Source organism: Streptomyces sp. C1-1 (assembly GCF_050214755.1).
GTDB lineage: Bacteria > Actinomycetota > Actinomycetes > Streptomycetales > Streptomycetaceae > Streptomyces.
In genome coordinates this window covers 4,765,741-4,791,141 of record NZ_CP189826.1, presented here as the reverse complement: position 1 = coordinate 4,791,141, position 25,401 = coordinate 4,765,741, and the positions used below count along the sequence as shown (strand labels likewise).

General features: G+C 71.0%; 21 protein-coding genes and 1 tRNA gene. 9 read left to right on the top strand and 13 right to left on the bottom strand.

Features of this window, described 5'->3' with window-relative positions:
• The first annotated feature begins 267 nt into the window (after positions 1–267).
• From ACQF4J_RS21865 to ACQF4J_RS21825, 9 genes are all read left to right on the top strand, one after another.
• Positions 268–2,676, top strand: a complete 2,409-nt coding sequence (locus ACQF4J_RS21865) for a sodium-translocating pyrophosphatase (protein WP_351579288.1) — start codon at positions 268–270, stop codon at positions 2,674–2,676.
• A gap of 230 nt (positions 2,677–2,906) precedes the next feature.
• Positions 2,907–3,500, top strand: coding sequence for a small secreted protein (locus ACQF4J_RS21860; protein WP_351579285.1), 594 nt, complete (start codon positions 2,907–2,909; stop codon positions 3,498–3,500).
• Between the two features lie 43 nt (positions 3,501–3,543).
• Positions 3,544–5,061, top strand: coding sequence for a class I SAM-dependent methyltransferase (locus ACQF4J_RS21855; RefSeq protein WP_351579282.1), 1,518 nt, complete (start codon positions 3,544–3,546; stop codon positions 5,059–5,061).
• Between the two features lie 508 nt (positions 5,062–5,569).
• Complete coding sequence (locus tag ACQF4J_RS21850) at positions 5,570–5,767, top strand: hypothetical protein (protein ID WP_351579279.1); 198 nt, start codon at positions 5,570–5,572, stop codon at positions 5,765–5,767.
• A 245-nt stretch (positions 5,768–6,012) separates the two neighbouring features.
• Positions 6,013–8,838: a type I DNA topoisomerase gene (gene topA, locus ACQF4J_RS21845; RefSeq protein ID WP_351579276.1), complete on the top strand. Its 2,826-nt coding sequence runs from the start codon at positions 6,013–6,015 to the stop codon at positions 8,836–8,838.
• 135 nt (positions 8,839–8,973) lie between these two features.
• A complete protein-coding gene (gene tmk, locus ACQF4J_RS21840; protein ID WP_427166584.1) occupies positions 8,974–12,273 on the top strand; it encodes a dTMP kinase in 3,300 nt (1,099 codons plus the stop codon).
• Between the two features lie 141 nt (positions 12,274–12,414).
• Positions 12,415–13,620 (top strand): DNA polymerase III subunit delta', encoded by a 1,206-nt coding sequence (locus tag ACQF4J_RS21835; RefSeq protein ID WP_427166582.1) that lies wholly within the window; start codon positions 12,415–12,417, stop codon positions 13,618–13,620.
• Between the two features lie 104 nt (positions 13,621–13,724).
• The gene (locus ACQF4J_RS21830; RefSeq protein WP_427166580.1) at positions 13,725–15,308 is read left to right on the top strand and encodes an alpha/beta hydrolase; all 1,584 of its coding nucleotides are present in this window, start codon (positions 13,725–13,727) and stop codon (positions 15,306–15,308) included.
• Between the two features lie 108 nt (positions 15,309–15,416).
• Positions 15,417–15,490: transfer RNA gene (locus tag ACQF4J_RS21825), tRNA-Thr, on the top strand.
• A gap of 45 nt (positions 15,491–15,535) precedes the next feature.
• Here the strand turns inward: ACQF4J_RS21825 and ACQF4J_RS21820 are convergent.
• From ACQF4J_RS21820 to ACQF4J_RS21760, 13 genes are all read right to left on the bottom strand, one after another.
• Entirely contained in the window at positions 15,536–16,921 is a 1,386-nt protein-coding gene (locus tag ACQF4J_RS21820; RefSeq protein WP_427166579.1) for a tyrosine-type recombinase/integrase, read from the bottom strand.
• 63 nt (positions 16,922–16,984) lie between these two features.
• On the bottom strand, positions 16,985–17,188 hold the full coding sequence (locus ACQF4J_RS21815; protein ID WP_362997180.1) for a helix-turn-helix domain-containing protein: 204 nt from the start codon (positions 17,186–17,188) through the stop codon (positions 16,985–16,987).
• A 171-nt stretch (positions 17,189–17,359) separates the two neighbouring features.
• The gene (locus ACQF4J_RS21810; RefSeq protein ID WP_427166578.1) at positions 17,360–18,520 is read right to left on the bottom strand and encodes a DUF3631 domain-containing protein; all 1,161 of its coding nucleotides are present in this window, start codon (positions 18,518–18,520) and stop codon (positions 17,360–17,362) included.
• Positions 18,517–18,870, bottom strand: a complete 354-nt coding sequence (locus tag ACQF4J_RS21805; RefSeq protein WP_427166577.1) for a hypothetical protein — start codon at positions 18,868–18,870, stop codon at positions 18,517–18,519. Before ACQF4J_RS21805 ends, ACQF4J_RS21810 begins: the two co-directional genes overlap by 4 nt.
• Positions 18,867–19,784, bottom strand: a complete 918-nt coding sequence (locus tag ACQF4J_RS21800; RefSeq protein ID WP_427166576.1) for a bifunctional DNA primase/polymerase — start codon at positions 19,782–19,784, stop codon at positions 18,867–18,869. The genes ACQF4J_RS21805 and ACQF4J_RS21800 overlap by 4 nt, the downstream gene beginning before the upstream one ends.
• On the bottom strand, positions 19,781–20,506 hold the full coding sequence (locus ACQF4J_RS21795; protein WP_427166575.1) for a DNA methylase: 726 nt from the start codon (positions 20,504–20,506) through the stop codon (positions 19,781–19,783). Before ACQF4J_RS21795 ends, ACQF4J_RS21800 begins: the two co-directional genes overlap by 4 nt.
• A 96-nt stretch (positions 20,507–20,602) precedes the next feature.
• Positions 20,603–22,390 (bottom strand): MarR family transcriptional regulator, encoded by a 1,788-nt coding sequence (locus ACQF4J_RS21790; protein ID WP_427166573.1) that lies wholly within the window; start codon positions 22,388–22,390, stop codon positions 20,603–20,605.
• 265 nt (positions 22,391–22,655) lie between these two features.
• The gene (locus tag ACQF4J_RS21785; protein ID WP_427166571.1) at positions 22,656–23,021 is read right to left on the bottom strand and encodes a DUF6251 family protein; all 366 of its coding nucleotides are present in this window, start codon (positions 23,019–23,021) and stop codon (positions 22,656–22,658) included.
• Complete coding sequence (locus ACQF4J_RS21780) at positions 22,991–23,362, bottom strand: RRQRL motif-containing zinc-binding protein (protein ID WP_427166569.1); 372 nt, start codon at positions 23,360–23,362, stop codon at positions 22,991–22,993. The genes ACQF4J_RS21785 and ACQF4J_RS21780 overlap by 31 nt, the downstream gene beginning before the upstream one ends.
• Positions 23,362–24,252: a DUF2637 domain-containing protein gene (locus tag ACQF4J_RS21775; protein WP_427166567.1), complete on the bottom strand. Its 891-nt coding sequence runs from the start codon at positions 24,250–24,252 to the stop codon at positions 23,362–23,364. Before ACQF4J_RS21775 ends, ACQF4J_RS21780 begins: the two co-directional genes overlap by 1 nt.
• The gene (locus tag ACQF4J_RS21770; RefSeq protein ID WP_427166566.1) at positions 24,249–24,512 is read right to left on the bottom strand and encodes a DUF6284 family protein; all 264 of its coding nucleotides are present in this window, start codon (positions 24,510–24,512) and stop codon (positions 24,249–24,251) included. Before ACQF4J_RS21770 ends, ACQF4J_RS21775 begins: the two co-directional genes overlap by 4 nt.
• A 184-nt stretch (positions 24,513–24,696) precedes the next feature.
• Complete coding sequence (locus ACQF4J_RS21765; RefSeq protein WP_427166564.1) at positions 24,697–24,876, bottom strand: hypothetical protein; 180 nt, start codon at positions 24,874–24,876, stop codon at positions 24,697–24,699.
• Between the two features lie 84 nt (positions 24,877–24,960).
• The gene (locus ACQF4J_RS21760) at positions 24,961–25,341 is read right to left on the bottom strand and encodes a RapZ C-terminal domain-containing protein (protein WP_427166562.1); all 381 of its coding nucleotides are present in this window, start codon (positions 25,339–25,341) and stop codon (positions 24,961–24,963) included.
• Between the last annotated feature and the right edge of the window lie 60 nt (positions 25,342–25,401).

Sequence of the window (25,401 nt, the reverse complement as noted above, 5' to 3'; positions counted from 1 at the left end):
TCCGCGCGCGGTGATCGTGCCTACAGTGGTCAGGCAAGATGTATTTCGTGAATTCCTTCACGATCAATCAGGAGATAATTCGATCAAGTAAATGGCGGCGTCAATGCCTTTGGGGCGTTACCACTTTCGGGTTCCATGGCGAGATGTCGATCATTTGCTGAAGAGCATGTGAAGGCTAATTCCGTTTCCCGTGCTCTGTTTTGATCAGGTGCGGGTACCTAGAATCCGTCCACATCTTGAGCTCAGCCCAAGCGTCAAGGAGGACGAATGGCGGGGCTTTCTACCCCTCATCAGCTTGACCACCCCACAACCTTCGCAGCCGCAGTCCTGACCGACGGCAACCGGATCATCGTGATGGTCATCGGGGTCGTCGCACTGGCCGCGCTCGTGGTCGCGGGCATCCTGGTACGACAGGTGCTGGCCGCGGGCGAGGGCACCGACAGCATGAAGAAGATCGCGGAAGCGGTCCAGGAAGGCGCCAACGCCTATCTGGGACGCCAGCTGCGCACGCTCGGCGTATTCGCCGTGGTCGTGTTCTTCCTGCTCATGCTGCTGCCCGCGGACGACTGGAATCAGCGCGCCGGCCGATCGGTGTTCTTCTTGATCGGCGCCGCGTTCTCGGCGGCCACCGGCTATATCGGCATGTGGCTGGCGGTACGCAGCAATGTGCGCGTTGCCGCGGCGGCCCGGGAAGCGACCCCGGCGGCGGGTGAACCCGAAAAGGATCTCACCGCCGTCTCGCACAAAGCCATGAAGATCGCTTTCCGCACGGGCGGCGTCGTCGGCATGTTCACAGTGGGGCTCGGTCTGCTGGGCGCCTCCTGTGTGGTGCTGGTGTACGCGGCCGACGCGCCGAAGGTGCTCGAGGGCTTCGGTCTCGGGGCCGCGCTGATCGCCATGTTCATGCGTGTCGGCGGCGGCATCTTCACCAAGGCCGCCGACGTCGGCGCCGACCTGGTCGGAAAGGTCGAGAAGGGCATTCCGGAGGACGACCCGCGCAATGCCGCGACCATCGCCGACAACGTGGGCGACAACGTCGGCGACTGCGCGGGCATGGCGGCCGACCTGTTCGAGTCGTACGCCGTGACCCTGGTCGCCGCGCTGATCCTCGGCAAGGCGGCCTTCGGCGACTCCGGGCTGGCCTTCCCGCTGATCGTGCCCGCGATCGGCGTCATCACCGCCATGATCGGCATCTTCGCCGTGGCGCCGCGCCGCGCGGACCGCAGCGGGATGTCGGCCATCAACCGCGGCTTCTTCATCTCCGCGGTGATCTCGCTCGCGCTCGTGGCGGTGGCCGTCTTCATCTACCTCCCGTCCAAGTACTCGGACCTCGATGGCGTCACCGACGCCGCCATCAGGGCCAAGGACGGCGACCCGCGGATCCTCGCGGTGGTCGCGGTGGGCATCGGCATCCTGCTGGCAGCCGTCATCCAGCAGCTGACCGGCTACTTCACCGAGACCAACCGACGTCCTGTCATGGACATCGGCAAGTCCTCGCTGACCGGCCCGGCCACCGTCGTCCTCGCCGGCATCTCGGTGGGACTCGAGTCGGCCGTCTACACCGCCCTGCTGATCGGACTCAGCGTCTACGGCGCCTTCCTGCTCGGCGGCACGTCGATCATGCTCGCGCTGTTCGCGGTGGCGCTGGCCGGCACCGGCCTGCTCACCACGGTCGGCGTGATCGTCGCCATGGACACCTTCGGCCCGGTCTCCGACAACGCGCAGGGCATCGCGGAGATGTCCGGCGACGTCGAGGGCGCCGGCGCCCAGGTGCTCACCAACCTGGACGCCGTCGGCAACACGACGAAGGCCATCACCAAGGGCATCGCCATCGCCACCGCCGTCCTGGCGGCGTCGGCGCTCTTCGGGTCGTACCGCGACGCGATCACCACGAACGTGGCGGACGTGGGCGAGAAGCTGAGCGGCGCGGGCGCCCCGCTGACCCTGTCGATGGACATCTCGCAGCCGAACAACCTGGTCGGCCTGATCGCCGGCGCGGCGGTCGTCTTCCTCTTCTCGGGGCTGGCGATCAACGCGGTGTCGCGGTCGGCGGGTTCGGTGGTGTACGAGGTGCGGCGGCAGTTCCGCGAGCACCCCGGGATCATGGACTACAGCGAGAAGCCCGAGTACGGACGCGTCGTCGACATCTGCACCAAGGACGCCCTCAGGGAGCTGGCCACGCCAGGTCTGCTGGCCGTGATGGCGCCCATCTTCATCGGGTTCACGCTCGGCGTCGGCGCGCTCGGCTCGTACCTGGCCGGCGCGATCGGAGCGGGCACGCTGATGGCGGTGTTCCTCGCCAACTCCGGTGGCGCCTGGGACAACGCCAAGAAGCTCGTCGAGGACGGCCACCACGGCGGCAAGGGCAGTGAGGCCCACGCCGCCACCGTGATCGGCGACACGGTCGGCGACCCCTTCAAGGACACCGCGGGTCCCGCGATCAACCCGCTGCTGAAGGTGATGAACCTGGTGTCGCTGCTCATCGCGCCCGCGGTGATCAAGTTCTCCTACGGCAGCGACAAGAGCCTCGGGGTCCGGATCGGGATCGCGGTCCTGGCGCTCATCGTCATCGTCGGGGCCGTCTACGTCTCCAAGCGGCGCGGGATCGCCATGGGCGACGAGGAGGGCAAGTCCGAGCAGGTGGCCAAGCCCACCGACCCCGCGGTGGTTTCGTAGACGGTCTTACGGGACCCGGCTCCAAGGGACGGGCGGGAGGCGCGTGTTGACGCGTCGCCCGCCCGTCTTCGCATGTGTGCGCCCCGTGTGCCCGGCTGTGCCCGTCCTATGTGTGCAGCCTCACGGTGAGCCTTCTCTCGCCTGGTGTAAATGGTCCTAAAAGACACCTAAGCGGGCGCCCGGAATGGGGGTGTCGTCCGTGCGGCGTGTATGTTCCGGGGCCGAGAGCCATGGAAGGGACCAATCCGGTGAACAAGAAGCTCGCTGCCGCACTGTCCGGCGGTGCGGTACTGGTAGTGGCGCTGTCGGGTTGCAGCAGCAGCGACAAGGGCAACGACAAGCTGGATGCCTGGGCCAAGCAGGTCTGCGACGCCGTACAGCCGCAGGCCAAGAAGATCGAGGCCGCCAACGCCGCGATCCAGAAGGAGACCTCGGACAACAGCACGCCGGAAGAGGTGCGCAAGACCGACGCGCAGGCCTTCCAGGACATGTCCGACGCCTACCAGGCGATCGGTGCCGCTGTGCAGAAGGCCGGGGCGCCCGACGTCGACAACGGCGCGAAGAAGCAGCAGGACGCGGTCAAGGAGCTCAACGGCATCGGCACGTCCTACGCCACGCTGAAGACGCAGGTCGACAAGCTCGACACCAAGGACCAGGCGAAGTTCGCCGACGGCCTCAAGAACATCGCGACCTCGCTGGACAAGCTGAGCCAGAGCGGGAACGACGCGCTGAAGACCCTGGAGGAGGGCGAGGTCGGCAAGGCGATGGCCAAGCAGACCAGCTGCAAGTCGGCGTCCGCCTCGGCCTCGTCGACGGCGAGCTGACGCGAAGCTGCGGGCGGCCGCCCGTCCCGGCCACAATGGGGGCGTGAGTACCTCCAGCCTCCCCGCCCTGCCCGTCTCCGACCGCCCCGACGTGGCCGCCCGGCTGCGGGACGCCCTGCTCGCGCGGTCCTTCACCGCCGACGGGCTGCTCGACCTGCTCGGTGCCCCCGCGTACGCGGCGCTGGCGCGCAGCGAGATCGTGCCCGCGCTCCGCGCGACCCGCGGGGACACGCCGCTGGAACTGCTGGTCCGGCTGTTCCTGCTGCAGCAGCCGGTGCCGCACGCGCGCGCGGCGGGCGTTCTGCCCCTGGACGCCTGCCTGGAGAGCGGATGGCTGGTGCCGGCCGGGGACGACGAGGTCGCCGCCACCGTGGACGTACGACCGTACGGCGGCCCCGACGGCGAGGACTGGTTCATCGTGTCCGACCTGGGCTGCGCGGTCGGCGGGGCCGGCGGGATCGGCCACCGGGACGAGGGCGTCGTCCTCGGCGTCGGCGGCGCCTCGACCACCCTCGCCGGCATCACCGTCCGTACGCCCGTGGCGTCGGCCCTCGACCTCGGCACGGGCTCCGGCATCCAGGCACTGCACGCCGCCCAGCACGCCACGCGCGTGACGGCGACCGACGTCAACCCGCGCGCCCTGCACATCACCGCGCTCACGCTGGCCCTCTCCGGCGCGCCGGCGGCCGACCTGCGCGAGGGCTCGCTCTTCGAACCGGTCCGAGACGACGAGACGTACGACCTGATCGTCTCCAACCCGCCCTTCGTCATCTCGCCGGGCGCCCGGCTGACGTACCGCGACGGTGGAATGGGCGGGGACGATCTGTGCCGCTCGCTCGTTCAGCAGTCGGGGGAGCGGCTGCGGGAGGGCGGTTTCGCGCAGTTCCTCGCCAACTGGCAGCACGTGGAAGGGGAGGACTGGCAGGACAGGCTCAGGTCGTGGGTGCCGCGCGGGTGCGACGCGTGGATCGTGCAGCGTGAGGTCCAGGACGTCACGCAGTACGCCGAGTTGTGGCTCAGGGACGCCGGTGACCACCGAGGGGACCCGGTCGAGTACCAGGCCCGGTACGACGCCTGGCTGGACGAGTTCGAGGCGCGCAAGGTGAAGGCGGTCGGCTTCGGCTGGATCACCCTGCGCCGGACGACGGCCGCCGAGCCGTCGATCACCGTGGAGGAGTGGCCGCACTCGATCGAGCAGCCGCTCGGCGACGTGGTGCGGGCGCACTTCGAGCGGGTGGACTACCTGCGCGCGCACGACGACGCGGCCTTGCTGGAGGGGCACTTCAGGCTCGTCGCCGAGGTCGTCCAGGAGCAGGTCGGGCTGCCCGGCGCCGAGGACCCGGAACATGTGGTGCTGCGTCAGCACCGCGGCATGCGCCGGGCCACGAAGGTCGACACGGTCGGCGCGGGCTTCGCCGGCGTGTGCGACGGCTCGCTGAGCGCGGGCCGCATCCTGGACGCCATCGCGCAACTGGTCGGCGAGGACCCGGTGTTGCTGCGCGACCGGACGCCGGCTCAGATCAGGCTGCTGGTGGAGCAGGGGTTCCTGGAGCCGGCCTGAGCGCCGCGCCGGGCGGGAGGCGCCCGATGGCCGGGCCGGGGGCCGCCCATGGCGGCATTCTCCAATGGCATATGAAACCGGCCAAGATTTCCTATTGCCCGACGCCTCGGCGGATTCCCCTTCCGCCGAGTCCGCCGAACCGGCCGGCGGAGCGCCGGGAAAGATCCGTTCAGAAGCCCCGTGAAACCGCGCGCCCGCCAGGTCATAGGCGCTGCGGGGCTCCGCCGAATCGAGTGCGGAGAAGGGCCTCGGCAACGCCGGCAAAGAGCGCTGCGGCGAATTCGAGGCGGCCCGCTCGCCGGGACCGGGCCGCCGTGCGCGATCGGGTGGCCGAACACGGAGACCTACGGCCTCAGCGGTGACCGGTCCCGGCCGGGGCGACGACGGACGATGATCCCCAGGCGTGTCGGCTCCGCGTTCACCTCGGGTTCGCCCGGCCGTCTCCCGCGCGTGTCAGTCTCCCCCGACGGGGCACGCGCGGACTGGTGGAAAAGGGGCACGGGGAGCCATGGAGAGCGGACCGGCGATCTTCGCTGGAGTGGTGTTCGCGCTGTTCGGCGGAGCGCTGCTGGTGTGGACCGTGGCCCGGGTGCGGCACGGTCAGCCCGTCGCGCACGGTGTGAACCCGGTCGCATCGGCGGCTCTCGCGAGCCTCGCGTCGGTGATCGCGCTGATCCTCGCGGCCTGGTGCCTCACCCGCGTCTGAAAGCGGCCCCGGAGCTGCGGACGAGGTAATCGGGAGGTGATCCTCCGGTTCGTCTCGAAAAGACGGCTGAGCACTCCGGGCGGCAGGAATGGCGCGACTCGGGTTACCGTTCGAGTGGCCGTTGCGAGCTTTTCCCGTTTGACACGGGGGCGGGATGTACCGTCACACTCCGCAGCGTCACCATGACACGGCCCCGGGAGGAACGCCTGGGGAGGCCCCAGCATCGACCGGAGAGAAGAGCGAAGTTGTCCCCGACCAGCGAGACCGCACACGGCGGCCGCCGACTCGTCATCGTCGAGTCGCCTGCCAAGGCGAAGACGATCAAGGGCTACCTCGGCCCCGGCTACACCGTCGAGGCGAGCGTCGGGCACATCCGCGACCTTCCGAACGGCGCCGCGGAGGTGCCGGAGAAGTACACCGGCGAGGTCCGTCGCCTCGGTGTGGACGTCGACCATGACTTCCAGCCCATCTATGTGGTCAACGCCGACAAGAGGGCCCAGGTCAAGAAGCTCAAGGACCTGCTGAAGGATTCCGACGAGCTCTTCCTCGCCACCGATGAGGACCGCGAGGGCGAGGCCATCGCGTGGCACCTCCTGGAGGTGCTCAAGCCCAAGGTCCCGGTCAAGCGGATGGTCTTCCACGAGATCACCAAGGACGCGATCCGCGCGGCCGTCGCCAACCCGCGCGATCTCAACCAGCGCATGGTCGACGCCCAGGAGACCCGCCGCATCCTCGACCGTCTCTACGGCTACGAGGTCTCGCCGGTCCTGTGGAAGAAGGTCATGCCGCGCCTGTCGGCCGGCCGTGTCCAGTCCGTCGCGACGCGTCTCGTGGTGGAGCGGGAACGCGAGCGCATCGCTTTTCGTTCTGCGGAGTACTGGGACCTGACGGGCACCTTCGCGACCGGCCGCGCCGGGGATCCGTCGGACCCGTCGTCGCTGGTCGCCCGCCTGCAGACCGTCGACGGCAGGCGCGTCGCGCAGGGCCGCGACTTCGACTCCCTGGGACAACTCAAGAGCGAGCAGGTCCTCCACCTCGACGAGGCGAACGCCCGCGCGCTGGCCGCCGCCCTGGAGCAGACGCAGTTCGCGGTCCGCTCCGTCGAGTCGAAGCCGTACCGCCGCTCGCCGTACGCCCCGTTCCGTACGACGACGCTGCAGCAGGAGGCGAGCCGCAAGCTCGGCTTCGGCGCCAAGGCGACCATGCAGGTGGCCCAGAAGCTGTACGAGAACGGCTTCATCACCTACATGCGTACGGACTCCACGACCCTCAGCGACACCGCCGTGGCCGCCGCCCGCGCCCAGGTGACGCAGCTCTACGGCGCCGACTACCTGCCGTCGAGCCCGCGGACGTACGCCGGGAAGGTCAAGAACGCGCAGGAGGCGCACGAGGCGATCCGCCCCTCGGGTGATCGTTTCCGCACGCCCGCCGAGACCGGTCTGACCGGCGACCAGTTCAAGCTGTACGAGCTGATCTGGAAGCGCACCGTCGCCTCCCAGATGAAGGACGCCACCGGCAACTCCGTCACGGTCAAGATCGGTGGCACCGCCGCCGACGGCCGGGACGTCGAGTTCACGGCCTCCGGCAAGACGATCACCTTCCACGGCTTCCTGAAGGCGTACGTCGAGGGCGCCGACGACCCGAACGCCGAGCTGGACGACCGCGAGCGCCGGCTGCCGCAGGTCGCCGAGGGCGACCGGCTCACCGCCGAGGAGATCACGGTCGACGGGCACGCCACCAAGCCCCCGGCCCGCTACACCGAGGCCAGCCTCGTCAAGGAGCTCGAAGAGCGCGAGATCGGCCGCCCGTCGACGTACGCGTCGATCATCGGCACGATCCTGGACCGCGGCTATGTGTTCAAGAAGGGCACGGCGCTCGTCCCGTCCTTCCTGTCCTTCGCCGTGGTCAACCTCCTGGAGAAGCACTTCGGGCGGCTCGTCGACTACGACTTCACCGCCAAGATGGAGGACGACCTCGACCGCATCGCCCGCGGTGAGGCGCAGGCCGTGCCGTGGCTGAAGCGGTTCTACTTCGGCGAGGGCGTGACCAACGGCACCGCGGCGGACGCCGGCAACGGCGACGGGGACCACCTCGGCGGCCTCAAGGAGCTGGTGACCGACCTGGGAGCGATCGACGCGCGCGAGGTGTCGTCGTTCCCCGTGGGCAACGGCATCGTGCTGCGGGTCGGCCGCTACGGCCCGTACATCGAGCGCGGCGAGAAGGACTCCGAGGGCCACCAGCGGGCGGACGTGCCCGAGGACCTGGCACCGGACGAGCTGTCCGTCGAGCTCGCGGAGGAGTTGCTCGCCAAGCCGAGCGGCGACTTCGAGCTCGGCGCCGACCCGGAGACGGGCCACCAGATCATCGCCCGGGACGGCCGCTACGGCCCGTACGTCACCGAGGTGCTTCCCGAGGGCACCCCGAAGACCGGCAAGAACGCCGTCAAGCCGCGTACGGCCTCGCTGTTCAAGTCGATGTCGCTGGACACGGTGACCCTCGAGGACGCCCTCAAGCTGATGTCGCTGCCGCGTGTCGTCGGCACCGACACCGAGGGCCAGGAGATCACCGCGCAGAACGGCCGCTACGGCCCGTACCTGAAGAAGGGCACGGACTCGCGCTCGCTCACCTCCGAGGAGCAGCTCTTCACGATCACCCTCGAAGAGGCGCTGCAGATCTACGCGCAGCCCAAGCAGCGCGGACGCTCGGCCGCCAAGCCGCCGCTGAAGGAGCTGGGCACCGACCCGGTCAGCGAGAAGCCGGTCGTGGTCAAGGACGGCCGATTCGGACCGTACGTGACCGACGGGGAGACCAACGCGACCCTGCGCTCCGGCGACAGCGTCGAGACGATCACACCGGAGCGCGGCTTCGAACTCCTCGCCGAGAAGCGGGCGAAGGGCCCCGCCAAGAAGACGGCGAAGAAGGCTCCCGCCAAGAAGGCCCCGGCCAAGAAGGCGACGGCCGCCAAGAAGACCGCCGCGAAGAAGACGACGACGGCGAAGAAGACGGCCGCCAAGAAGACGACGACGGCCGCGAAGACGACGACCGCTTCGAAGGCGCCGTCGGACGACTGAGCGGCGACCGACTCACGCGGGCTTTCCCCACGGAGACTTCGCAAAACGAACGCCCCGATATCGCTTTGGTGTCGGGGCGTGCGCACGTTCGGGCGCGCCCCCTGGGTTGTCGGTCGGTCCCGATAGGCTGAAAGCATGACGCGAGCCGAGCAGCCAACGGCCCCCAACCCGGCCCCCGACGACGCCCTTGTCGCGGACTCCCGCGAGCGCGCCGTCCGCGCCCTGTTGCACCGTCCGCAGCTGAGGCGGTTGTGGAGCGCACAGCTCGTGGGATCGATGGGTGACACCCTCGCCCTCCTCGTGCTGGTGCTCCTGGCCCTCCAAGCGGCCATCAGCGAAGGCTCGTTCGGCGGGAACTACCGGGGCGTGGCGTTCGCAGTGGCGACCGTCTTCGCGGTACGCATCCTCGCGACGCTGCTCTTCGGCGCCGTCCTTCTCGGCCCGCTCACCTCGCTCACCTCCCACGACGGCCCGCTCGACCGCCGTTGGACGATGGTCGGCGCCGACACCGTCCGGGTCCTCGCGCTCATCGTCGCCCCGCTGTGGATCGACTGGACCCCGGACAACGCGCTGGCGATCCTGCTGGTGACCGCCTTCGTGACCGGCGTGGCCGAGCGCTTCTGGACGGTGTGCCGCGAGAGCGCGGCGCCCGCGCTGCTGCCGGCCCCGCCCCCGGAGGGCGCGACGGTACGACCCCTGCCGGACCACATGGACGCCCTGCGCCGCCTGTCGCTGCGCACGACCTTCGTGGCGATCCCGCTCGCGGCCGCGGCCCTCGTCGTGGCGGGGCTGCTCAACAACCTGCTGGGCACCGGCCTCGACTGGTTCGCCCAGCACCAGGCCGCCCTCGCCTCGTACGTGGCGGCCGGGCTCTTCGCCGCCTCGCTGTCCGTCGTGACCTTCCTGGAACTGCCCGACACGCGCACCCCGCGCGCGCGTTCGCCGCTCGAGGGACTGCGCCGGCCCAAGGGGGCCACGGGCGTCGACAAGGGCCGTACGGGAGCCATCCCGCTGCTGGTGCTCTCCGGCGCCGCCGTCGCGGGCGCGATCGCCGCGGCCGTCGCGGTGTGCGTGCTGCACGCCAAGGACCTGCACGGCGGCCCGGTGACCTACGGCCTCCTCGTCCTCGGACTGACCGGCGGTGTCGTCGTCGGCATCCGTACGGCGCCGAAGGTGCTGGTGTCGCTGTCGCGTCGCCGTCTGCTCGCGCTGGCCATCGCCTTCACCGGCATCGCGCTGCTGGCCGCCGGGCTCGTCCCGGACGTCACCACCGTCCTGCTGATCGTCACGCTCGCCGGCATCGGCGCGGGCGTCGCCGCCAACACCGGGCACACCCTCCTCGACCAGGAGGCCGAGGACCACCGGCGCGCACGGACGACCGAGCACCTGCACGCGGTCGTCCGGGTCACCGTGGCCCTCGGCGCGGTGATCGCCCCGGTCGTGGCGGCCGGGATCGGCCCGCACCGGCTGGAGAACGGCAAGTTCGTCTTCGCCCACGGCGGCGCCGCCTTCACCCTCATGCTGGTCGGCGCGCTGCTGCTGCCGGTGGCAGCGCTGGTGCTGGCCAAGGTCGACGACCGCTCCGGCGTGCCGCTGCGGCACGACCTGCGGGACGCCCTCCTCGGCGGCGACGACCCGGTGACGGCGCCCGCCGGCGGCGGCTTCTTCCTCGCCCTGGAGGGCGGCGACGGCGCAGGCAAGTCCACGCAGGCCGAAGCACTCGCCGAATGGATCCGGGCCAAGGGCCACGAGGTCGTGGTGACCCGCGAGCCGGGCGCGACGCCGGTCGGCAAGCGGCTGCGCTCGATCCTGCTGGACGTCTCCAGCGCCGGACTGTCGCACCGGGCCGAGGCCCTGCTGTACGCGGCGGACCGTGCCGAGCACGTCGACACGGTGGTACGGCCCGCACTGGAGCGGGGCGCCGTCGTGATCTCCGACCGGTACATCGACTCCTCGGTGGCCTATCAGGGAGCGGGCCGATACCTGTCCCCGACGGAGATCGCCCGCATCAACCGGTGGGCGACGAACGGCCTCGTCCCCCACCTCACCGTGCTGCTGGACATCTCCCCGGAGAGCGCCCGCGAGCGGTTCACCGAGGCGCCGGACCGGCTGGAGTCGGAGCCGGCCGAGTTCCACGCGCGCGTGCGCTCCGGCTTCCTCACGCTCGCCGCGGCCGACCCCGGGCGGTACCTGGTGGTGGACGCCGGCCAGGAGCCCGAGGCCGTCACCACCGTCGTACGCCACCGGCTCGACCAGCTGCTGCCGCTGTCCGAGCAGGAGATCCGGGAGCAGGAGGAGGCGCGGAAGAAGGCCGAGGAGGAAGCCCGCCGCAAGGCCGAGGAGGAGGCCGCCCGCAAGGCCGAGGAGGAGCGGCTGGAGCGCGAGCGCCAGGAGCAGCTCGCCAAGCTGCGCGCCGAGGAGGAGGAGCGCAAGCGGCGCGAGCTGGAGGAGGCGCAGCGGCGCGAGGCCGAACGGCAGGCGGAGGAGGCCCGGCGCCGGGCCGAGGAGGCCGCCCGGCGTGCGGAGGAGGAGCGTCAGCGGCTGCTCGCCGAGGAGAAGGCGCGCGCCGAGGAGGAGGCGCGCCGCAAGGCCGAGGAGGAGCGCCGGCGCAGGCAGGCCGAGGAGGAGGCCCGGCTGAACGCCGAGGCCGAGGCACGGCGGCTGGAGAAGCAGCGCAAGGCCGAGGAGGCCCTGCTGCGCGCCGAGGAGGCCCGCCGGCTCGCCGAGCAGGCCGCGGCCGCCGCGGAGGTGGGTCCCAAGCAGCCGGCCGCGCCCGTGGTGCCGCCGGAGGCACCGACCACGCCGACGCCGGTGGTGACGCCGACGAACGCCTCCGGTGGACCCGTCGAGGAGACCGCCGTACTGCGGCCGGTGCGGGACGAGGAGCCGCGGGGCGCGCGCCGCGGGGGCGAGTCCGACTCCGAGGTGACGGCCCAGCTGCCGCAGCCGCCGGCTCCCTCGGGCGCGGCGGACGAGACGGCCGTACTCCCGCCGGTTCCTCCGGGCGCGGCGGACGAGACGGCCGTACTCCCGCCGGTTCCTCCGGGCGCGGCGGACGAGACGGCCGTACTCCCGCCGGTTCCTCCGGGCGCGGCGGACGAGACCGCTGTGCTGCCGCCGGTCGCCCCCGGTGCCGCCGACGAGACGGCCGTGCTGCCTCCCGTGCGGGGTGCGGACCCGTCGGACCGGGTGCCGCCCGGGTACTTCCGGGACGAGCCGGCTGGGCCTGCCCGGCCGGACGGGACCGAGGACCGTACCCGCGAGATGCCCCAGGTCGACGCTGAGGGCGCGCCGCGGCGGAGGGCCCGGTCCGACTGGGCCGAGGAGACGCCGCTGGACGACCTGCCCTCGCTGGCCGACGAACTGCTCGGGCCGCATCAGGACGGCCACGACGACGACGCGGGCCGGGGCCGGCGTCGAGGCCGGGGGCGCTGAGGCACACCCCCGGGAACTGGGGCACCGTAGGGGCGGCCGACCTGTGTGGCGGCCGTCCCTACGGCGTCGTCGGCCCGTTGTCAGTGGCGGCCCGCACAATGGAAGCCGCAACACGATCCGTGACGAAAGGACGGGGGACGTATGACCGTCTGGGACGACCTCGTCGGCCAGGAGAAGGTGGCCGCGCAGCTGGACGCGGCCGCTCGGGACGCCGACGCCCTCGTCACCGCCGTCGCCGCCGACACGCCGCTTCCCGAGGCGTCCAAGATGACGCACGCCTGGCTGTTCACCGGCCCGCCCGGCGCGGGACGCAACCAGGCGGCGCGGGCCTTCGCCGCCGCCCTGCAGTGCGTGTCGCCCGACCGCGCACTCGGCGGATCCCCCGGCTGCGGATTCTGCGACGGCTGTCACACGGCCCTGATCGGCACACACGCCGACGTCACCACCGTCGCCGCCGTCGGCACGCAGATCCTCGCCGAGGACATGCGGGACACCGTACGGAAGTCGTACACGTCGCCGGCGACCGGCCGCTGGCAGGTCATCCTCGTCGAGGACGCCGAGCGGCTGAACGAGAAGTCGGCCAACGCCGTGCTCAAGGCCGTGGAGGAGCCCGCCCCGCGCACGGTCTGGCTGCTGTGCGCGCCCTCCGTCGAGGACGTCCTGCCCACCATCCGCTCCCGCTGCCGCCACCTGAACCTGCTGACGCCGTCGGTGGACGCCGTCGCCGACATGCTCGTACGCCGTGAGGGGATCGAACCGGCCGTCGCCGCCGCCGTGGCCCGCGCCACCCAGGGACACGTCGACCGGGCCCGCCGCCTCGCGACAGACCCGGCCGCCCGCGAGCGCCGCGCCTCCGTCCTGAAGCTGCCGCTGCGGGTCGAGGACATCGGCGGCGCGCTCAGGGCCGCCCAGGAGCTCGTCGACGCGGCCGCCGAGGACGCCAAGCAGCTCGCCGAGGAGATGGACGGCAAGGAGACCGAGGAACTGAAGGCGGCGCTGGGCGCGGCGCAGGGGGGCCGGATGCCGCGCGGTACGGCCGGTGTCATGAAGGACCTCGAGGACAAGCAGAAGCGCCGCCGGACCCGCACCCAGCGCGACAGCCTCGACCTCGCGCTGACCGACCTCACCGCCTTCTACCGCGACGTCCTCGCCCTCCAGTTCGGCTCGCGCGTCGCCATCGCCAACGCGGAGGCCGAGGACGCCCTGCAGCGCATCGCCCGCGCAAGCAGACCCGAGTCCACGCTCCGCCGCATCGAGGCGATCGCCGCCTGCCGCGAGGCCCTCGACCGCAACGTGGCCCCGCTGCTCGCGGTGGAGGCCATGACGATGGCGCTCAGAGCCGGCTGAGCACCACCTGCCTACCGATCAACATGAAGTTGACCGAGTAATTCGTACGAGCCACGATCCAAACGCACCGCATCCGATTCGCTGCGCACGGTTACGCTCGCCTGATGCACCTCAGGCGCAGCATCCGTACCGGTCGGCCCCGAAACGCCGCCCTCCTCCTCGCCACCGCCGCCCTGCTCGTCTCCGCCTGCTCCACCTCGGGACCGGCCCGCTCCGCCGGTGGCGCGGCGGAGGCGGCGCTGGCCGCGCTGCCCCGCTCGACGCCGTCCGTGCTGGCCCCGTACTACGGGCAGAAGCTGAACTGGCGCGGCTGCGGAGTCCCCGGCTTCCAGTGCGCCACGATGAAGGCACCGCTCGACTACGCCCACCCGGACGGCAAAGACGTGAAGCTGGCCGTCGCCCGCAAGAGGGCCACGGGCAAGGGCAAGCCGCTGGGGTCGCTGCTGGTGAACCCCGGCGGGCCCGGTGGCTCGGCGATCGGCTATCTGCAGCAGTACGCGGGCATCGGCTACCCGGCCGAGGTGCGCGCCCGCTACGACATGGTCGCCGTCGACCCGCGCGGAGTCGCCCGCAGCGAGCCCGTCGAATGCCTCGACGGCCGTCAGATGGACGCGTTCACGCAGACCGACACGACCCCCGACGACCAGCGGGAGACCGGTCAACTCGTCGACGTCTACAAGAAGTTCGCGGAGGGCTGCGGGGCGCACTCGGCGGGGTTGCTGCGGCACGTCTCGACCGTCGAGGCCGCCCGGGACATGGACATCCTGCGCGCGGCGCTCGGGGACCGGAAGCTGACATACGTGGGGGCGTCGTACGGGACGTTCCTCGGGGCGACGTACGCCGGGCTGTTCCCGGAGCGGGTGGGCCGGCTGGTGCTGGACGGCGCGATGGACCCCAGGCTGCCCGCGCGGCGGCTGAACCTCGACCAGACCGCGGGCTTCGAGACGGCGTTCCAGTCCTTCGCGAAGGACTGCGTGCGGCAGCCGGACTGCCCGCTGGGCCGCAAGGGGACCACTCCCGCCCAGGTGGGCCACAACCTCAGCGCCTTCTTCAAGAAGCTGGACGCGCACCCCCTCGCCACCGGCGACGCGGACGGCCGCAAGCTCGGCGAGGCCCTCGGGACCACCGGTGTGATCGCGGCGATGTACGACGAGGCATCGTGGGCGCAGCTGCGGGAGGCGCTGACGTCGGCGATGAAGGAGGGCGACGGAGCGGGCCTGCTGGTGCTGTCCGACAGCTACTACGAGCGCGACGGGCAGGGCCGCTACTCGAACCTGATGTTCGCCAACGCCGCCGTGAACTGCCTGGACCTGCCGGCCGCGTTCTCCTCGCCCGAGCAGGTCGAGAAGGCGCTGCCGTCCTTCGAGAAGGCGTCCCCCGTCTTCGGCGAGGGTCTCGCCTGGGCCTCCCTGAACTGCGCGTACTGGCCGGTGAAGGCCAGGGGCGAGCCGCACCGCATCGAGGCGAAGGGCGCGGCCCCCATCGTCGTGGTCGGCACCACCCGCGACCCGGCGACCCCGTACCGCTGGGCCCGCTCCCTGGCCGCCCAGCTCACCTCCGGCCGCCTCCTCACCTACGAGGGCGACGGTCACACCGCCTACGGCCGCGGCAGCGCCTGCATCGACTCCGCGATCAACGCCTACCTGCTCCACGGAACCCCGCCGACCAGGGGAAAACGCTGCTCATAACCCTTGGACCACGCCCCGGAACCCCCGCCTCCGGGGCGTGGTCCGAGCACCCCTGGAAACTGTGTAGACTTACCGACGTTGCTGATCGCACCATAGTGCGGACAGCGCGCCGCCTTAGCTCAGATGGCCAGAGCAACGCACTCGTAATGCGTAGGTCTCGGGTTCGAATCCCGAAGGCGGCTCTTTCTAAGCCCAGCCCAGACACTGTCTGAGCTGGGCTTTTGCGTTCAGCGGATACGGCGGCGGCGTTGTGCGCGTGCTGCGCGGGTGTCAGCGGTCTCAGTCCTGGTCTCAGTCGGGGCCTGGGGAGCCGGTACGAAGAACTCACCCATGCGCCGCATCGCGTCCTTCGACAGGTGGGATCGGCCCTTGACGTACCTCCGGGTCTGGCTGATCTGCGTGTGCCGCAGGATCTCCATGATCGTGGGCATGTCTACGCCCAGCTCGTTCAGAATCGTGCCGGCCGTGTGACGGCTCCCGTCGTACAGGCGGCGATCGTCGATCCCGGCCTCCTTCAGCAGCTCCTTGAACTCCTCGTAGTCCGCGCGCGGATCGAGTGGGCGTCCGTCCGGGCGCGAGAACACCACATGGTGTTCCACCCACAGGTCCCCAGCTGCCGTTCGCATCTCTTCCTGTCGGGCCTTGTGGTCGTGAAGGAACGGGATGAAGACGGGCGGGATCGGGACGGCGTTCCGGCTCTTCTTGGTCTTGGGCCGAGTGAAGACCAGCCCGCCCTCCTTGCGCTCGGGGCAGGCGCTTGCGTGCCGCGTGCACGTCTTGAGGCACGGCTTCGGGCAGCCGCGCTTGTAGCCCTTGTGTGTGGTGCAGCCCGGTGGGCACGGCTCGAAGCGGTGCAGCCGCGCTCCGCAGGCGTGCGAGTCGCGGCAGCCGTGCCGCCACGTGAGGCGCTGTAGCTGCCATTCGGGGCGGAACAGCTCCGCCTCCATGTCGACGTACGGCCATCGGAGGCCGAGGGTTTCGCCCTGCCGGAACCCCATGCCGACGCCGACGATCCACCGCATGAAGGTGGGTCGCTTTGCGGCAGCTTCGAGGAATGCCTTCGCCTCCTCCTTGGTGAAGGGATTTGCCTCGGTCTCGTCGACGCTAGGAGGGTCCACGAGCGTGGCGACATTTTCCCCGACGATGCGGCGGCGGTGGGCAATCTTCAGGGCGCGGGAAAGGATGCGGTGCACCTTCACGACGTGCGACGGGGCGCGGCCAGCGTCGAGCATGGCCCGGTACATCCGCTCCAGGTGCTCGGGCTGCAACTTGTCTATGTGGTGCCTGCCGACGCCGGGGATGATGTCGTTGCGGGTCTTCGACCAGTAATCGTCGAGAGAGCGTGGCTTGAGCTTCAGGCTCGCGATGTTGGTGAGGTAGGTCTCCATCCAAGCGGCGACGGTCGGCTTCCGCCCGGCGGCCGGCGCTCGCCCATGGTCGCGCAGGCGCTCCAGCTCCTTGACCTTGCGCTTGATCTCAGGCTCAGTCCTGGCTCGACGGTGACGTCGGTCAGGGCCGCCGTCACTGTTCACGCCCATTGTGACGCGGCCGTGCCACCAGCCGTCGGCGCCGAAGTAGATGGATGACTCCATGTTGGGTTTGCGGGGGCTCATGTGCTCCTCCATGCGCGAGGCGCCCCGAGCGGAGTGCTCGGGGCGCCGCAGGGCGTGCGCTGGTTAGTTAGGCAGCGGATTGAGGGTCGCCACAAAGGCTTCGAGGTCTGCGCGCCGAATCCGGCGCGTGCGCCCCAACTTGATGTACTTCAGGGCGCCTTCGGCCATCAGCTCGTAAACGGTGGAGCGGCCGATGGCGAGCGCTTCGGCAGCTTCCTCGGGCTTGTACAGAAGTCGGTCGACGGGGGCAGCAATCGCGGTGCTCATCCGGGGTGCCTCCTCGGCAGGCGTCTCGGGGCCCTTCTGGAAAGTCCGCTACATCCGCTACGCCGCTACATCGCAGGTCAGCGGGGGTGTTTTTGTAGCGGAAGGGTGGCGTGTAGCGGCTACGCATGCGCTGCGTTGTTGCGGGCATAGCCGCTACACGCTGGGGTGCCGCTACAGATTCAGGGGCTCTGAGCTGGGCTGTAGCGGTGTAGCGGATGTAGCGGAGTCCTGAGCAGGGGGAGGGCAGTAGCGCGCCCACGCGTCCGCCAGGTCCTCGGCGTGGAAGCCTTTGAGGACTCCGCCGGCGGTGCGGATGTTGCGGGATCGGACGGGGGAGTTGTCGGCGGTCATGTACTCGCCGAGCATCCGGGCCAGGCGCCGGTTGTCGAGCGGCTTGCCGTCCAGGTCGGCCCAGGGGGCGTCGTCGAGGGCGTTGAGCCGGTCGAGGATGGCGATGGTGGGCAGCTTGTCCACGCCGATGAGGACGTGGTCGCGCAGGTCGGTCAACAGCCGGATACCGAGGCTGTGTTTGTCGGTTGTCTGCGCGGCCTTGACGAGCGTCACGCACGCTTGGCGGGCCCGCTCGGGCCACTGACCGCCGACGGCGTCCGCGATGGCCAAGAGGGGTTCCCACACGTCGGCGGGGCGGTCGGTGACCCCGTCGGGCATCTCGGGCCATGCGCCGAGCACGAATCCGCGGGCCTTCTCTGCCCATTCGGCCAGCCGGTCACGGAGCTTGTGGCCCTCGGCTTCGTGGATGCGGGCGCGAAAGGGCTCCACGCGTTCGTTGCGGGCTCGCCGGCGCATGCGGATGACGATGGAGCGGGTCAGGATCGTGTCGGGTAGGGAGCCGAGTCCGGCGACGGCGACCGCGCAGTACGAGGGGAAGGCTTGCACGGTCTGGTTGCCGCCATCTCCGATGCACCGGTAGGTGACGCCGGTGCGGCGGTGGCCTGCGTTGAGGAAGCCGCGCAGGTCCTCGTTGTCCCCGGCTTTGGGGCCGAAGATGGTGTCGATCTCGTCGAACAGGATGGTGGGCCGTCCGTCCACGCCGGACACGGCGCGGAAGAGGGCGGCGGCGGACGCGTTCACGGCCACCATCGGGTGTGGCACGAGCGTTTCCACGATCTCCAGTGCCCGCGACTTCCCCGAGCCGGGCTCGGGGGACAGGAAGGCGAGACGCGGGGTCGAGTCGAAGCAGTCGAGCAGGTGGGCATGTGCATCCCACAGGGCGACGGCCACGTATGCGGCGTCGGTGGGAAAGACGTTGAAGCGGCGGTGGAAGGCTTCCACCTCGTGGAGCAGCGCGGCGCCGTCGATAGAGTCGGTCATGCGGCGGGCCTTCCTTCCTGGGGGTTGCGCAGGGGGCATGCGTCGCGGTGCGCGGTGTGGTCGTCGATGAGGGCGAGCACGTGCGGCTTGCCGATGGCCGAACGGTCGTGTCCGCACGCGCACCTCAAGGTGGCGGTGAGGACGGCGCGCGGGGCAACGATGTGCAGCCACGCGATGGGGCGGCGGCCGTCGTCGCCGTGCGGGTCAGGACCACAAGCAGTTCGGACGCCCTTGCGGGCGGCGCCTTTCGGCTCGCCCACGGCCGTCGTGTCCACAGGCGGTGGAGCGGCGTGCGGGCCGGTGGTGGTGTTGGTGGGGCAATCCAGGGCGGGGGGAGTGGGGGCCGTCATGCCGCCTCCCTCGGGGTGGCGTGGGCGATGACCCAGTCCAGGGCGCTGCGGATGGTGGTGCGGCACTCGGCCGGCGGCAGTCCCGTAGCCTCCCCCGCCCCCTGGATTGCCTGCTCCACCACGTGCCGGGGGATGTCGCCCCATGCCACGAAGCGCCCCACCTTGCAGGCGCTTCGGTGCAGGGTGACGTTGCGGCCGTTCGGCCCGCCCTCGGTCGCGGAGGCGATGACGGCGCACTCGCGTTCCAGCGCTACGCGTGCGGCGCGGGTGCCGTCGTGGACCCGCACGGGCACCGGAGCGGGCCTGTCAGGCTCTGTGAGTAACGCGGTGAGCCAGTCGGGCAGTTCGGCTACGGGCGCGTCGTGGGCGACCTCGTATGTGCCGTCGGGGGTGGTGCTGGCGGGGGCGACGACGTAGCCGCCCCATGCGCGGGTGTCGATGTGCGGTCCGAGCCGGTCGACGCTGCACTTCAACCTGACCCCGGTGGGGGCGGTGAAGTAGAGGTGTTCACCGCGCGCGGTCCGCACCCGGTAGGTGTCGGGGAGGACCTGTCCGGCGCGCTCGCAGAGCGCCTGCAATGAAGTGGCGCCGTCAGGCGCTCCTTTCGGCTCGTCTGCCTTGACCGGGTCCAGGTCGATGACGAGCAGTCCGGCCGGGCCGGTCGCAATCCCGACGTTGTACGGGCGGTGCGCCCACGCAGCCCGGATCAGGTCCGGGTCTGCGGTGGCGCGCTCCTCCGGGGTGCGATGCCCGCCCGTGCAGCGCCCGGTGCCGGGGCAGGCGCGTTCGGCGTGTCCCGCCGGGCGCTTGCTGCCGGGGTGGAGCGGGATCACCGGCCAGCCGCGTTCGGCCGCCGTGAGGGCGGACGCAAGCAGCGGCAGACACTCCAGCGATGCCGTCGGGACGTCGGTCATACCGCCACCGCCAACAGGGCCGTGGCCAGGAAGGCGGTGCCGATGTGCTCGCTGTAGGTGGGCGGGATGGCCTCGGTCAGTTCCTCGCGCACGTCGGTCCAGTCGATGCCGAGTGCGGCTTGCAGCTCCGGGACGGACGGCTTGCCCCCACCGTTGCCGTACGCCGCGACGTAGGGGCCGTCGTAGAAGCGGCCGTGGCGGTAGCCGCGCACGCGGCCCCGGTGCGGGACGTGCGCTGGCTGCTCGATGCTCCAGCCGCCCAACTCGAAGTTGCGGTGCCGGATGACCCCGAGCCCGAACATCTCGCCACACAGGGTGAGGTCTTTGCGGATCTTCGCGCGGCCGTTGGGCTGCTCGATGACATAGGGCAGGCCGGTGGCCTCCAGCAGCTCACGGATGGGTGCCACGAGATCGACGTGCGCACGTCCCCAGCCCTGCGAGGCGTTCGTGCCCACGGTCAGCGCGCATCCGTGCTGGCAGGGCGGGGAGGCGTGGACGAACGCGTACCGACGGATCTCGCCCGACGCGATCAGGTGGGCGAGGTATTCCAGCGCGTCGCCCTGGTGGTAGGGGAAGGGGTAGTTGGGTCGGTGGGCGATGTCGCAGCCGTGCACGGTGAACCTGGCGCGGGCGTAGCCCACGGCGGCGCCGCCGGCGCAGGAGAACAGGTCCAGCAGTAACGGCCGCTCGCCGTCTCGCCGGATGTCGGTCGCTTGGGTCATGCTGGGAGACCTCCACAGGTCTGTTGACGGTCCGGTGGAAGGCGGCGGCCCCGGTTCTTGGCGGAAGGGGGCCGCCGTCGTCGTGGTGGAGATGGGTCAGGCGGCGGCGGTTTCGTCGCCGCGCGTGGCGCTCAGGCGGCCGTCCAGGGTGCGGACGACCGTGCCGCCGTTGGTGAGGGTTTTGACGGCCTTGGACACGGCGCCCTTGGACAGGCCCGTGATCGTGACCAAGTCCTTCTGTGCGACCGGTTCGGTGGCGGTCTCGATGGCCTTCAGCACGCGGGCGACGGCGTTGTCCGTGGCGGGTGCCGTCTCGGTTGCGGTGTCCTTGACGAGGGTGAGCGTCGGGGCGCCCGCGGCTTCCACGTTGGGTGCGGCCGTGCGGGACCACGGGGTGCGGTCGGGCAGGGCGATGACCACGCTCTTGTCCATGTAGCGGACCTTGACCGGGTCGGGCTTGCGCTTGCCGTCGCGGATCAGCGCCACACCGGGCACGGGCAGTTCGTCGGCGTTCCATCCCTTGGCCTGAGCGTCCTCGCCCAGGACCACGCGGGCTTCGGCCGGCGTGCGGACCGCGAGGCAGATGGAGACGCCGATCTGCGGGGCGATCTGCTTGGGGATGCCGTCGCCGATGGTGGGCTTCTGCGTCATCCACCACAGGTCGATGCACGCCGCGCGGCCCATCCGCGCGATGGACTCCAGGCCCGGCAGGGCGGAGCGGTTGACGGTGCGGGTCTTGCCGTCGGCGGTCTCGGTTTCGTAGGGGACCTTGTCGGCGGCCGTCATGACCTCGGCGCCCTCGTCGACGACGACCGTGATGCGCGGCCGGTGGGCGGTGGGGGTCCAGGTGTCCTGTCCCTTGGGCAGGATGGCGAGCCGTTCCAGCATCTCCGTCTCCAACTCGTCGACGACGTCGACGACTTCGCGCGGGGTGGAGGCGACGCGGGCGCGGTGGTCCCATAGGCGGCCTTCCACGCGCTTGAGGTCGATGATGACGAGCGCGTTCGTGGCGCCCTCGGACGCGTCGAACAGCAGCGGCCGGGAGGCGACCGACTTACCGGCGCCCGAGCGGCCGGCGATGAGCAGCCGTTCCCCGAGCGGCACGCTCACCTGCTCGCCGGTGACGGTGTCGATGCCCAGGGAGCGCCGTTCGGGCGTCCACGTCAGGTCGTCGCCGTCGGCCGCGCTGCGGGTGCGCAAGGTCAGTTCGGCCCAGCCGCCCTGCTTGCCCGCCTTGATCTGGATGCGCAGGCTCGTGCGGGCCCCGAGCAGGTTGCGGACGTGCTCCTCGGCACTACGCAGCTTGGTCGCGGTCCACGTGCCGTCGAGCCGGACGGCGCACACGATCCCGGCTTCGGTCAGCTTGGGCCGTCCGGTCAGGGTCCCGGCGAGGCCGCGTTGTTCGGCGTGCTCCTTCCAGTGCTGCGGCTGAAGGCGCTTGAGCAGCGCCGACTCTTCGGCGTTGGGCTTGAGGCCGCTGGTGTCGCGCTCGCGCACGGCGATCCACACCGACAGGGCGGTGACCGCCGCGACGACGGCGATGGCCGACCACACCCACGCGCGGGTCGAGACCTGCGGCAGCCACACGTACCCGGCAACACCGAGCGCGGCAGCGGTCTTGGTGGCGAACAACCACATCGGGTCCGGCACCCGCCGCTTGGCGGTACGCAACTCCCGTTCCGCGCGGTGGCGGATGGGAGTGACGCCCTCGGGGTCGATGGCGCGTGCGGTGGCCAGAGCGCGGCGAGCATCGCGCACCAGCGGCCTGCGCTCGGCGCGCAGGGCGCGGCGGCGTTCGGCTTCCTTGCGCCAGTGGTCGGCGGTCCAGCGGGCGGCGGTGGCGGCGTACTGGCGGTGGGTGCGCCAGACTTGTCCGTGACTCACGGGTGTCCTCATTTCCGGGATCGGTGGGTTGGTGGTGACGGGCCCTGCGACGGCCCGTCACCACACGCGTGTGTTACGCGGAGTGAGCGTGTTTCCGGTTTCCTGGTTTCCGAGACGGCCCCTACGCGTGCGCGCGCGAGAACGGAAACTTCCGTCACCCTGCGTCGCTACGGGGCCTCTGGCGGCCGAACGGCCATCCGGGGGTCAAACCCCACCCGGAAGACCCTTCAGGCGCCCTGCGGGCCGCCCACGGCTTCGGAGTGGTTCAGCGACCCCTGCGGCCGCGCCTGCCGGTGCTCTTGCCGCTGTCGCCGACGGCCCGGACGACAGTGACGACCGACCAGCCCAGCACGAGCGCGATGAACGCGAGCATGGCCAGGTTCGCGGCGATGGCGGTCAGCGCGCCGACGAGCAGCGGGCCGAAGTAGACGCCGGCCGCAACCGCCCCGGCACCGACCCCGGAGCCAAGCGCGACGCGCTGCACCGTGCGGTCCGGCGGAGCCTGGTGGATGTGCACCACCTGCGGTCCGGCGGGCTGCTGTGCGGGCAGGGCGGTGGGGTCGGCGTACACATGCTGGCCGTCGGGGAGTTGGACGACGGTCAGGGGGCGGTGTGCGGGGAGCTGTTCCATGACGCACCCTCCGGGGCGTTGTCGGGAAAGGCGCAGGCAGGACACATGCCGAGCGAGGCGGGGATGACGTATCCCGCATCCCGGCGGCACTCGGGGCAGATGCGGCGGGCGGCGTTGGCCCTGGACAGGGCCGCCCGCCGGGCCGCCGTCATCGGCCGGACCGGCTTTGCCAGGTCGATGCGGTACAGGTAGGCGACCAGCGGGCCCCGGCGCCGCCGGGGGCGTTCAAGCTGCGCCGCGACGCCCTGGCCGCCGGGGCGTAGTCCGAGGGCGCGGAGCTGGCGGTAAGTGGCGTAGCCGTCCGGGGCGAGCCGCCACCGGTAGACCGGCAGCGTGGCCATCAGGCGACCTGGAGGCCGCGTTCGGCGCGCAGGGTGTCGCGCAGGGTGCGGGCGTTGGCCGGGGAGGTGCGGACCTCACGGCGGATGCCCTCGGCGGTCAGCCTGGCGTCCGGCCAATCGGCCGTCGCCTTCCGCGCCTCGTCCAGCAACTCGTCCGGGCTGCGCTTCACGCGCGGGGTGCGGGCGACCTCGGGCACACGACCCGTCGCCCGGCGCGGTCGCGTCGACTCGGAGGCCACCGCGCGCCGCTCGATCGGCGTCACAATCGGCTGCTCGATCGCCCCGACCGGCTTGGCGGGGATGTTCGACTTCAGGAAGCCGACGGCCACCGCTCGGGGCAGTGCCGTGACGTTCGGCGTGATCGGCGCGGGGGTCGATACCGTGAGGTCAGAACTAGACCGATTCCTCTCGGTTGCGGTCGATTCCTCCGCATTCGTGGTCGGGGCTGTGATCGGGGTGGGGCGGTGGTGCAGCACTTTGGCCACGAGGTCCGAGCCGAAGTAGATCGACCCGACCGGCAGCGACGTGGCGAGCAGCACGAGCGCCCAGTTCGCCGGGTCCCAGTCGGCCAGTCGCCCCCAGTCGACCAAGTGGCCGTGCAGCTCCGGGACCAGGCCGTGCACGTAATTCAGCACGAGCGAGGCGATCGTGTAGGCGGCCAGCACCCGCAGCGCGAACCTGCGGTCCCGACCGGCGAGCACGAGCGTGGCGATCAGCGCGAGTGCCATCAGGCCGTCGACGACGAACGGGTACAGCGTCGCGGCGGTGGCGTCGGCGCCGATGGCGCCTGCGATGTCGCGCAGGGCGTTCCAGGACACCCGGAAGGCCATGGCGACCACGGCGACCAGGGCGAGCACGAGGGCGGCGCGGCCCTTGCGGTGCAGGTTCATGCGGCACCGCCGGTCTGGCCGTTCGAGCCGTTGACGTGGTCGCGGTGGGCTGCGAGCACGCGTCGGCGTGCCCGGCGGATGCGCCGCTCGTCCAGCTCGCACGGCGTGCGGTCGATGACGATGATCTGCGCGTCCAGCAGCTCCATCTCCGCGCGGATGACGGGCATCTCCGCGTCGATGGCGTCCAGCTCCGCGTCCGTGGGCTCCATCCACGGCTCGAACGCGGTAACAGCGTCCTGAACAGTCACGATGTGATCCATGGGTCGTGTTCTCCCTAGCAGGTGGCAACGGCCCGAACAGCGGCCCCGGTGTTCCCGCACCGGGGCCGCGCGCCGTTGAAGGTGAAAGCCGCACACATTCGGTGCGGTGGGCCGCGATGGTGGCGGCCGGTGCCCCGGGCCGGATTCGATCCGGCAGCCTCACGCCGAATCCAGGGCTGGGTGTTCAGCGGCCCCACCGAGGGAAACCGCGCCGCTCGGACTCATCGAGCATCCCGTTCAGGTCCCGGTGGAACGCCGCCTCGCGCTTCTTGTCGCCGTTCTGACGGGCCTCTTCCGCAGCGGCGGAGACCAGTTCCATGCTCTGTACGAGGTCGGCGTCCGAAGCCTTGTTGAACCAAGCCATGACGTTTTCTCCCTGCTCAGTGGTGGCGGAACGCTGAACGGTTCCTCTTACCGCCCGCGCGTGACGGGCGGATCGGGCAGCCGTTCAGCGCTCGACGACGTCCTTGTCCAGATCGCGGTGACAGACGCTCACCTGGTGGCCGGCGGCCGTCAGCCGCTCTGCCAGCGCGCCTGCGAACGTCGGGGCCCGATGCCGACCGCCAGCGCACCCGTCGGCGACGGTCACCGTTCCGGCACTCGGGCCGGACGCAAACGCATCGACCGCCACGGCGGTGGCCTCCACCAGGTCCGTGATACCGGGCGTGCCCATCACGGCGGCGCGTACCGGCTCGTCGTTCGCGGTCATGTGCCGCAGCTGCGGCGAGACGTGCGGGTCACGAAAGTGGTGACGCAGATCGATCGTGAGATGCGCGGTAGGCGGCGCGTCGTGCAGGTAGCCGAAGCTGACGATCTCGACAACAGCCATGAGGACCTCCGAAGAAGCGAAGGGGTGTTCCGGCTCCCCTCGGCGCTGCTCGTACGAGAC